Source organism: Novosphingobium sp. B-7 (assembly GCF_000410615.1).
Taxonomy (GTDB): domain Bacteria; phylum Pseudomonadota; class Alphaproteobacteria; order Sphingomonadales; family Sphingomonadaceae; genus Novosphingobium; species Novosphingobium capsulatum.
Window position 1 is genome coordinate 12,737 of sequence record NZ_KE148407.1, and the last position, 9,422, is coordinate 22,158.

Sequence of the window (9,422 nt, forward strand, 5' to 3'; positions counted from 1 at the left end):
GCGGGCGATCTGGTTGGCCATGTAGACCAGCTTGGCTTCGGTTTGCCCGCTCATTCGGCTGGCTCCATCGCGCTGCCGGCGATGCGCCGCGCCTGGCGGCTTTGCGCGGCATAGTCTTCCTGCCATTCGCTCGGCCCGTTGGACGGGGTGATCTGCACCGCCGTCACCTTGTATTCCGGGCAATTGGTGGCCCAGTCGGAATAGTCGGTGGTCACCACGTTGGCCTGCGTGGCGGGATGGTGGAACGTGGTATAGACCACGCCGGGCGCCACCCGATCGGTCACCGTGGCGCGCAGCGTGGTTTCGCCCGACCGGCTGGCCAGGCGCACCCAGTCGCCGCTGTTGATGCCGCGGTTTTCCGCGTCGGTCGGGTGAATTTCCAGCACGTCTTCGGCGTGCCACACGCTGTTTTCGGTGCGCCGGGTCTGCGCGCCGACATTGTATTGCGAGAGGATGCGCCCCGTCGTCAGCAGCAGCGGGAAACGCGGCCCGGTGCGCTCGTCAGTGGGCACATAGTCGGTCACCACGAACTTGCCCTTGCCGCGCACGAAGCCATCGACGTGCATGATCGGCGAACCATCGGGCGCGGTATCGTTGACCGGCCACTGCAACGAGCCTTCGGCATCGAGGCGGGCATAGTTTACCCCGGCAAAGCTGGGGGTGAGCCGCGCGATCTCGTCCATGATCTCGCTGGGATGGGTGTAGTTCCAATCGAGGCCCATGGCGCGCGCCAGTTCCTGCGTCACTTCCCAGTCCTGATAACCGTTGAGCGGCTCCATCACCTTGCGCACCGGCTGGATGCGGCGTTCGGCATTGGTGAACGTGCCATCCTTTTCCAGGAACGAGGAGCCCGGCAGGAAGACGTGGGCATAGTTGGCGGTTTCGTTGAGGAACAGGTCATGCACGATGACGCAGTCCATCGCCGCCAGGCCCGCCGCAACGTGCTTGGTATCCGGGTCTGACTGAAGAATGTCTTCACCCTGGATGTAGAGGCCCTTGAACAGGCCGTCGGTCGCCGCATCGAGCATGTTGGGAATGCGCAGGCCCGGTTCGGGATCGATCCTGACACCCCATTCCGCCTCGAACAGCGCGCGCGTGGCGGCATCAGACACATGGCGATAGCCCGAAAGCTCATGCGGGAAGCTGCCCATGTCGCAGGCGCCCTGCACGTTGTTCTGCCCGCGCAAGGGGTTAACCCCCACGCCGCGCCGGCCGATGTTGCCGGTCGCCATGGCGAGGTTGGCAATCGCCATCACGGTGGAGGAACCCTGGCTGTGTTCGGTCACGCCCAGGCCATAATAGATCGCACCGTTGCCGCCCGTGGCATAGAGCCGCGCCGCCCCGCGCACGAGATCGGCGGGAACGCCGGTGACGGGTTCGAGGAATTCGGGGCTGTTGCGCTCTTGCGCCACGAATTCGGCCCAGTGCTGGAACTCGTCCCAATCGCAGCGTTCGCGCACGAACGCCTCATTGACCAGGCCTTCGGTCACGATCACGTGCGCCAGCGCGGAGAGCACCGCGACATTGGTGCCGGGGCGCAGCGGCAGGTGATAGTCTGCCTCCACATGCGGGCTGCGCACCAGATCGGTGCGGCGCGGATCGATCACGATCAGCCTGGCGCCCTGGCGCAGGCGGCGCTTCATCCGGCTGCCAAACACCGGATGGCCATCGGTGGGATTGGCGCCGATCACCAGGATCACGTCGCTGTCTTCGACCGAATCAAAATCCTGCGTGCCGGCAGACGTGCCGAACGTGGTCTTGAGGCCATAGCCGGTGGGCGAATGGCAGACGCGGGCGCAGGTATCGACGTTGTTGGTGCCAAAGCCGGCGCGCACCAGCTTCTGCACCAGGAAGCCTTCCTCGTTGGTGCAGCGGCTCGATACGATGCCGCCCAGGGCATTGTTGCCATGGCTGGCGGCGATCGCCTTGAAGCGACTGGCGGCAAAGCCCAGCGCCTCTTCCCAGCTGACCTCGCGCCAGGGCTGATCGATGCTGTCGCGCACCATGGGTTTCAGGATGCGGTCCTGGTGCTGGGCATAGCCCCAGGCAAAGCGGCCCTTGACGCAGGAATGGCCACGGTTGGCCTTGCCGTCTTTCCACGGCACCATGCGCACCAGCTGCTCGCCGCGCATTTCGGCGCGGAACGTGCAGCCCACGCCGCAATAGGCGCAGGTGGTGACGACGGCCCGCTCGGGCTTGCCGATTTCGGTCACCGCCTTTTCCATCAGCGCCGACGTCGGGCAGGCCTGCACGCAGGCGCCGCACGATACGCATTCCGACGAGAGGAAATCGTCAGACTTCACGCCCGCCGAAATCTGCGAGCCGAAGCCGCGGCTTTCCACCGTCAGCGCCAGGGTGCCCTGCACTTCATCGCACGCCCGCACGCAGCGCGAGCAGACGATGCACTTGGTCGCGTCAAAATCGAAATAGGGATTGCTGGCGTCGGTCTCCGCCTCCAGGTGATTGGCCCCCTCATAGCCATAGCGCACATCGCGCAGGCCCACGGCAGCGGCCTGGTCCTGCAACTCGCAATCGTTGTTGGCGCTGCAGGTAAGGCAGTCGAGCGGGTGGTCGGAGATATAAAGCTCCATCACCCCGCGCCGCAGCCTGGCCAGCTTTTCGCTTTGGGTGTGGACCTTCATGCCATCGGCCACCGGCGTGGTGCACGACGCCGGCGTGCCGCGCATGCCGTCGATTTCAACCAGGCACAGGCGGCACGAGCCGAACTGCTTGAGGTTGTCGGTGGCGCACAGCTTGGGGATCGACCCGCCCGAAACCGCCGCCGCGCGCATGACGGTGGTGCCGGCCGGCACGGTTACGGCGCGGCCATCGATTTCCAGCGTCACCTGGCTGTCGGAACGAACCTCGGGGGTGCCGAAATCGGCCTGGCGTTCATAGCCCATGGGCATGCTCCTGCACGGCGGCAAGATCCGCCGGGGTGTTGATATTGTGAGGAATATTCGTCAGCGCAACTGGGCGCGCGCCTAGCGCCTGGGCAAAGGCGCGCAAGCTGTGCTTGGCCGGGCTGGCCAGCAAGGCATCGAGCGCAGGCGCGGCACTGGCCGGCCACAGGCCGATCACCGGCTGGCTTTCGCAAAAGGCGGGTGCGGGGGAAAGCTGGGCGGCCGTATCGGCGGCAAGGCCAAAACTGTCGACCGGGACCGTGAGCACCGTATCAAACCCGTGGCCAGCGGCATGGTGGAGCGCGGCGGCGATGCCACCCAGCGGCCCCATGCCGGCACGCGGGCGATCGGGCAGACAGGGCGCCGGCGCATCGTCCCGCCCCACAACCACGACCGTGTCGCACTGCTGCTGCAGGGTATTCACGGCATGAGCGAGGAGGCTTTGCCCTGCCAGTTCGGCCACAGCCTTGTCACTGCCAAAGCGGGTGGATTGGCCCCCGGCAAGGACGGCGCCCAGGATCATGGGCGCACCCCTGCGCTGTCGTCAGCGCCCTTCGACAGGCTCAGGGCGAACGGGATTTGGGCTTTCACACCCTTGAAACCCGTTCGGGCTGAGCTTGACGAAGCCCCTTGGCAGCAAGGCGCCATCACTCCGCTGCCTCCGCGTCAGCCGGCACCGCACCGAAATCCTCGGGGAACCGGCGCAGGGCCGAAAGCACGGGATAGGGCGTGAAGCCGCCCAGCGCGCAAAGCGAGCCGAACTTCATCGTTTCGCACAGGTCTTCAAGCAGGGCGATCTCGTCGGCCAGGCTGCGCGCGCGCTTCTTGGCGTTGTGGATTTGCGGCAGGCTCTCCACCGCATCGGCACTGCGGCCCTGGCGGGCGCGGATGCGGTCGATCACTTCGACGCCGCGCGTGGAGCCCAGGCGGCAGGGCGTGCACTTGCCGCAGGATTCAGCGGCGCAGAACTGCATGGCAAAGCGCGCCTGCGCGCTCATGTCCACGCTATCGTCAAACACGGTCAGCCCGGCGTGGCCGATCAGGCCATCGGCAGCGGCAAAGCTTTCATAATCGAACGGCAGGTGGAAATCGGCCGGCGGGGGATAGGCGCCCAATGGCCCGCCCACTTGCACCGCGCGCACTGGCCGGCCCGAGGCAGTGCCGCCACCGACCACCTCGACCAGTTCGCCCAGCGTGATGCCAAAGCCGACCTCGTACAGCCCGCCATACTTCACGTTGCCGGCGATCTGGATCGGCATCGTACCCTTGGACCGGCCAAAGCCGACATCGGCATAAGCCGCGCCGCCGTTCGCCAGAATCCACGGCACTGCTGCCAAGGTCAGCACGTTGTTGACCACGGTGGGCTTGCCGAATAGCCCTTCGAGCGCGGGCAGTGGCGGCTTGGCCCGCACTTCGCCGCGCTTGCCCTCCAGGCTGTTGAGCAGCGAGGTTTCCTCGCCACAGACATAGGCGCCCGCGCCCACGCGCACTTCCACCTCGAACGGGGCGATGTGCGGACGCGCCGCCTGGGCTGCGGCCTGCATCTTGGCGATGGCATGAGGATATTCGCTGCGGATATAGACATAGCCCTTCGCCGCGCCCACGGCATGGGCGGCAATCGCCATGCCTTCGATCAGCATGAAGGGATCGCCTTCCATCACCATGCGATCGGCAAAGGTGCCGCTGTCGCCCTCGTCGGCGTTGCAGACGATATATTTGGGCGTGGCCGGCGCCTTGGCCACGGTGGTCCACTTGATCGCGGCGGGGAAGCCCGCCCCGCCTCGGCCGCGCAGGCCCGAGGCCATGACTTCCGCAATCGTCGCTTCCGGCCCCATTTCGCGCGAACGGGCAAGGCCCGCCCAACCGCCATGCGCCGCGTAATCCTCAAGGCTCAATGGCCGCGTCTTGCCGGCGCGCGCGAAGGTAAAGCGCTGCTGACTGGCGATGAAGGGGTGATCGGCGATCGGGCCGATGCCCTTGTCGCTGGTGCCGGCCAGCACGGCAGGCACGTCGGCCGGCTCCAGCGGGCCGAATCCTTGCCCGTCGATTTCGGCCATGGGCTCAAGCCAGTGCATGCCCCAGCTCGATACCCGCTCCACCGTGCAGCCCGCCGCTGCGAAGGCAGCAGCCACGGCATCGGCGCCACAGGCGAGGGCCAGCGCGTCGTCGGAAATGCGCACGGTCGTGCTCATGCCCACGTCCTTCATGCCAAGCCTCCCACCAGAACATCGAGCTTTTCAGGCGTGAGCCGGGCGTGGAGCGTATCGCCCACCATCGCGTTCGGCCCCACGCTGCAAAGCCCCAGGCAATAGACCGTTTCCACCTTCACCGGCCCATCGGCGCGAAGGCGCGCGGCCAGTGCCTCAACGCCGCGTGCCTGGCAGCTTTCCGCGCGGCACAGCTTGACTACCGGGCGCGATTCGGGCGCGGTGCGGAAATCGTGATAGAAGCTGACCACACCGTGCACTTCGGCGCGGCTGAGATTGAGCGCATGGGCGATCGCCCGTTCGGCCGCTTCGCTCACATGGCCAAAGACAGCCTGCACATCATGCAGGATCGGCAGCAGGGATCCCTCGCGCCCGGCGTGCGCGGCAAGGATCCGGTCCAGTTCGGCAGGTTCGGTCATGGCGCGAAATGTCGCCCCGTCGGCGCGCGCGGTCAAATCGAATTGCGCAAAGTTTGATAGAATTTCTCTATCACACCGCCAGCGCGCGCGCCACGTCGAGCGCAGCCAGCGCCAATGGCCCCATCGGCTGGCGATCGAGCACCACCAGCCCCAGCCGCCGCGCGGTTTCAGCGCCCTCCATCGGCTGGATCGCCGCCCAGTCCAGCCCGGTCAGCAGCGCGGCATAGCTATCGGGGATGATCGTGGCAAAGCGGCCCGACTGCACCAGCGACAGCAGCGCGACATAGCTGTCTGCCACGGCACGCGGCGCCAGGGCCAGGCCGCGTGCGGCAAACTGCGCGTCGAGAATGCGGCGATACTGCATGCCCTGGTGCAGCAGGCACAGCGGCATGGCAGCCGCCTCTGCCCAATCCATCGCCGCGCCGCTTTCGCGCGCGGCATCGCCATGGGTTACAAAGAGATAGCGTTCCTGCGCCAGCGGCACGGCGATGACGTTGGCGGGTGGCTCATGATCGAGATAGGTCAACCCGGCATCGCACGACAACGCCTGGAGATCCTGTTCGATCACCCGGCTGGTGGCCTGGTGGACGGCGAGGTGCAGCCCGGGATAACGGCCCAGCAGCGCATCGCCAAAGCGGCCGACCAGCGGCAGCGCGGCGGGAATGGCGGCAAGGCGAAACGGCCCTGCCAATGGTGCGGCCGTGGCCGCCACGGCCTGGGCCATGCTGCCCATCGCGCCGAGGATCTGTTCGGCCCAGGGCAGCATGGCCTGGCCCTGCGCCGTCAGATCGATGAAGCGCCGGTCACGCTCTACCAAGCGCTTGCCCAGATCCTGTTCCAGCGCCACCAGCCCGGCCGACAGCGTGGGCTGCGACACGCCGCATTCCGCCGCAGCGCGGGCGAAGTGGCGCTGACGCGCCAGGGCCACGAAATAGCGCAAGTGGCGCAGCTGCATGAGTGGGGCAAACTCCCTCGAAAATTGAGAGGCTGTTTCTATCACGAAACGCACGGGCAGGCATGGCCCAAAGCCGCCGCCAGGGCCAGCGGCGACGCGGTTATCGCTTCATTTCCGTGGGAACAGGCGCCGCATGGCGATCCAGTAGGGATTACTAAGGGCCATCCCGATGGGCGGCGGCACGGATCGCGCTGACGCCCGCACGTGGGGCAGGCATTCGGGACCGGCGCAAGGGGGACGGTGATTTCATGAAGCCAGAGGGCCAGATCGTTGCACAACCCGCACCGGGCGCGATGCCGGCGGTGGACCTGCTGGCGCGCGGGCGCCGGGTCATCCAGACAGAGGCCGACGCGCTCGATCGCCTGGCGCGCACGCTCGATGCCCGGTTTGCCGATGCGGTGAACCTGCTCCTGGCCACCAAGTCACGCGTGGTGGTGAGTGGCATGGGCAAATCGGGGCATGTCGGGCGCAAGCTGGCGGCGACGCTCGCCGCCACCGGCACGCCGGCCTTCTTCGTCCACCCGGCAGAGGCGGCGCATGGTGACCTGGGCATGCTCACGCCTGACGATCTGCTGCTGGTGCTGTCCAATTCGGGCAATACCCCCGAACTCCGCCCGATCCTGGCCCATGCCGCACGGCTGGGTTGCCCGCTGATCGGCATCAGCGCGCAGGCGGATTCGATCCTGCTGCGCCGCGCGGATATTGGCCTGGTCCTACCCCCGGCGCGCGAGGCGTGCCCGGCCCATGTCGCGCCCACTACCTCGTCCACGCTGATGCTGGCGCTGGGCGATGCGCTGGCGATTGCCACCATGGCGGCGCGGGGCACGACGCATGCACAGCTGCGCCAGCTTCATCCAGGCGGCGCCATCGGCACCAGCCTGGCCACCGTGGCCGACATCATGCATCGCGGCGATGCCGTGCCCCTGGTGCCCATGGCCATGCCGATGCGCGACGTGCTGCTGGAAATGACCGAAAAGAGCCTGGGCATCGCCGGCGTGGTCGATCGCGCCGGTTGCCTGGTGGGGGCGATCAGCGATGGCGATCTGCGCCGCCATGTCCATGGCCTGCTGACTTCCTGCGCCGAAGACGTGATGACCCACGCCCCGCGCACGGTGCGCGCCGATGCCCGCGCCGCAGACGCGCTGGCCGTGATGAGGCAGGCCAACGTCACCGCGCTGTTCGTGGTGGAAGGCGCAAGCGCCCCCGTGCCCGTCGGCGTGGCGCGCATGGCAGACTGCGCCACGCTCGCCACTGGCCCCGCGCCCGAAAGCGCGGCAGCGGTGCCTCCGCCTCCTCGGAATCCTCAGGCGCTGTTTGCCTGGGATCGTCCGGCCCAGGCGGCGTCGGCGTAACCGCGATGCCCTTCCCCGTCTTGCCGCCTTCTCCTGATCTGGCCGGCCCGGCTGCTCCGGCACGTTCGTCGCTGGCCGTCACCTGGTCGGTCTGGCGCGCGCTGATGCTGCGCGAGGCGCTGACCCGGCTGTTCGCCACGCGCATTTCGTGGGCCTGGGTGCTGTTCGAGCCGGTGTTCCACGTCGCCTATCTGCTCGTGCTCTATTCCGCCGTGCGGGTGCACAGCGTGGGCAACCTCGACACGCCGGTGTGGATCATGGTCGGCATCCAGACCTTCTTCCTGTTCCGCAAGACGGCCGACCACGTGGCCGGCGCCCCGGCCGACAATTCCGCCCTGTTTGCCTATCGCCAGGTCAAGCCGGTGGACACGCTGGTGGCGCGCGGCCTGCTCGAAGGGGCAAGCTGGCTGGTGATCACCCTACTGCTGATCGCGCTCCTGGCGCTATGGGGCCACCCTTTTGCCCCGCAGTTCCCATTGGCGATGATGGGGGCCTGCGCGGCGATGTGGCTGCTGGGCGTGGCGTTTGGCATGGTGGTTTCGGCCTGCACCACCTTGATGCGCGAAACGCGCCAGGTGCTGCACATCGTGCTGCGGCCGCTCTACATGATTTCGGGCGTGATGTTTCCACTTGGCTCGCTGCCGGCCGACTGGCGCGCGCTGCTGATGCTCAATCCCCTGGCGCATGGCGTGGAGCTGGTGCGCATGGCCTTGTCCGACAGCTATCAGGCCGTGCCGGAAACCGATGCCGGCTATCTCTTTGCCTGGGTGCTGGGACTGCTGCTGCTCGGCCTCGCGCTGCAACTGCGCCTGGCGCACAAGGTGGGTGCGCGATGATCGTCGGGCGCGGCCTGTCCAAGCGTTACATGACCGCGCATGGCGCGGGGCCCTGGGTGCTCGACAACGCCAATTTCGTGATCCCGCCACGGGTCAGTGTGGGGATTCTGGGGGCCAATGGCGCGGGTAAGTCCACCCTGCTGCGCATTCTGGCGGGGGTGGACAAGCCGACGCGCGGCGCGGTGGAGCGGCATTGCCGCGTATCGTGGCCGCTCGGCTTTGGCGGCGGGTTGCAAGGCACGCTGACCGGGCGCCAGAACGCGCGCTTTGTCTGCCGCATCCACGGGCACGAGGATGACATTCCCGAACGCCTGGCGCGCATTGCCGAATTTGCCGCGCTGGGCGAACGTTTCGACCAGCCGATCCGCACTTATTCCACCGGCATGGCGGCGCGCCTGCGCTTTGCCATTTCGCTGGCGTTCGATTTTGACGTCTACATTTCCGATGAAGCGACCTCTGCCGGCGATGCCAGCTTTCGCGCGCGCGCGGCCGAGGAATTCCGCCGCCGCGCCAACCAGGCCAGCGTGATCATGGTCAGCCACGATCCCGGCACGCTCAAGCGGTTCTGCACTGCCGGCATGCTGCTGCACCAAGGCAGGCTGACCTGGTTTGACCGGCTGGGAGACGCCATCGCGGCCTACAAGGACACCCTGCCCGCATGAGCACCGACCTTGCCTATCCGCCGCCGCTGGCCCCTGCCGCGCCGATCGCGCACCGGCGGCGGCCCCCGGCCGATCTGCCCGAGCAGGA

General features: G+C 67.3%; 8 protein-coding genes. 3 read left to right on the forward strand and 5 right to left on the reverse strand.

Annotated elements, in window-relative coordinates; genetic code table 11:
* Positions 1–50: 50 nt before the first annotated feature.
* From fdhF to H926_RS0117650, 5 genes are all read right to left on the reverse strand, one after another.
* Positions 51–2,903, reverse strand: a complete 2,853-nt coding sequence (fdhF, locus tag H926_RS0117630; RefSeq protein WP_022677486.1) for a formate dehydrogenase subunit alpha — start codon at positions 2,901–2,903, stop codon at positions 51–53.
* A complete protein-coding gene (locus H926_RS0117635; protein ID WP_022677487.1) occupies positions 2,893–3,426 on the reverse strand; it encodes a molybdenum cofactor guanylyltransferase in 534 nt (177 codons plus the stop codon). The genes fdhF and H926_RS0117635 overlap by 11 nt, the downstream gene beginning before the upstream one ends.
* A gap of 124 nt (positions 3,427–3,550) precedes the next feature.
* Positions 3,551–5,095 (reverse strand): NADH-ubiquinone oxidoreductase-F iron-sulfur binding region domain-containing protein, encoded by a 1,545-nt coding sequence (locus H926_RS0117640; RefSeq protein WP_028658188.1) that lies wholly within the window; start codon positions 5,093–5,095, stop codon positions 3,551–3,553.
* A gap of 11 nt (positions 5,096–5,106) precedes the next feature.
* A complete protein-coding gene (locus H926_RS0117645) occupies positions 5,107–5,529 on the reverse strand; it encodes an NAD(P)H-dependent oxidoreductase subunit E (RefSeq protein ID WP_022677489.1) in 423 nt (140 codons plus the stop codon).
* A 70-nt stretch (positions 5,530–5,599) separates the two neighbouring features.
* Positions 5,600–6,484 carry a LysR family transcriptional regulator gene (locus H926_RS0117650; RefSeq protein WP_022677490.1) on the reverse strand — a complete coding sequence of 295 codons (885 nt, stop codon included), beginning with the start codon at positions 6,482–6,484 and terminating at the stop codon, positions 5,600–5,602.
* Positions 6,485–6,732: 248 nt separating this feature from the next.
* On the opposite strand from H926_RS0117650, the gene H926_RS28500 reads away from it, so the two are divergent.
* The 3 genes from H926_RS28500 to H926_RS0117665 are packed head-to-tail and all read left to right on the forward strand — an operon-like array spanning position 6,733 to position 9,334.
* On the forward strand, positions 6,733–7,836 hold the full coding sequence (locus tag H926_RS28500) for an SIS domain-containing protein (RefSeq protein WP_022677491.1): 1,104 nt from the start codon (positions 6,733–6,735) through the stop codon (positions 7,834–7,836).
* Between the two features lie 5 nt (positions 7,837–7,841).
* Complete coding sequence (locus tag H926_RS0117660) at positions 7,842–8,672, forward strand: ABC transporter permease (protein WP_051146424.1); 831 nt, start codon at positions 7,842–7,844, stop codon at positions 8,670–8,672.
* Positions 8,669–9,334 carry an ABC transporter ATP-binding protein gene (locus H926_RS0117665; protein ID WP_022677493.1) on the forward strand — a complete coding sequence of 222 codons (666 nt, stop codon included), beginning with the start codon at positions 8,669–8,671 and terminating at the stop codon, positions 9,332–9,334. Before H926_RS0117660 ends, H926_RS0117665 begins: the two co-directional genes overlap by 4 nt.
* The last annotated feature ends 88 nt before the right edge of the window (positions 9,335–9,422 follow it).

Coding starts and splice junctions, on each gene's coding strand:
- fdhF (WP_022677486.1), bottom strand. CDS start 2,903: ATGGGCTATGAACGCCAGGCCGATTTCGGCACCCCCGAGGTTCGTTCC.
- H926_RS0117640 (WP_028658188.1), bottom strand. CDS start 5,095: ATGAGCACGACCGTGCGCATTTCCGACGACGCGCTGGCCCTCGCCTGT.
- H926_RS0117635 (WP_022677487.1), bottom strand. CDS start 3,426: ATGATCCTGGGCGCCGTCCTTGCCGGGGGCCAATCCACCCGCTTTGGC.
- H926_RS0117665 (WP_022677493.1), top strand. CDS start 8,669: ATGATCGTCGGGCGCGGCCTGTCCAAGCGTTACATGACCGCGCATGGC.
- H926_RS28500 (WP_022677491.1), top strand. CDS start 6,733: ATGAAGCCAGAGGGCCAGATCGTTGCACAACCCGCACCGGGCGCGATG.
- H926_RS0117645 (WP_022677489.1), bottom strand. CDS start 5,529: ATGACCGAACCTGCCGAACTGGACCGGATCCTTGCCGCGCACGCCGGG.
- H926_RS0117660 (WP_051146424.1), top strand. CDS start 7,842: ATGCCCTTCCCCGTCTTGCCGCCTTCTCCTGATCTGGCCGGCCCGGCT.
- H926_RS0117650 (WP_022677490.1), bottom strand. CDS start 6,484: ATGCAGCTGCGCCACTTGCGCTATTTCGTGGCCCTGGCGCGTCAGCGC.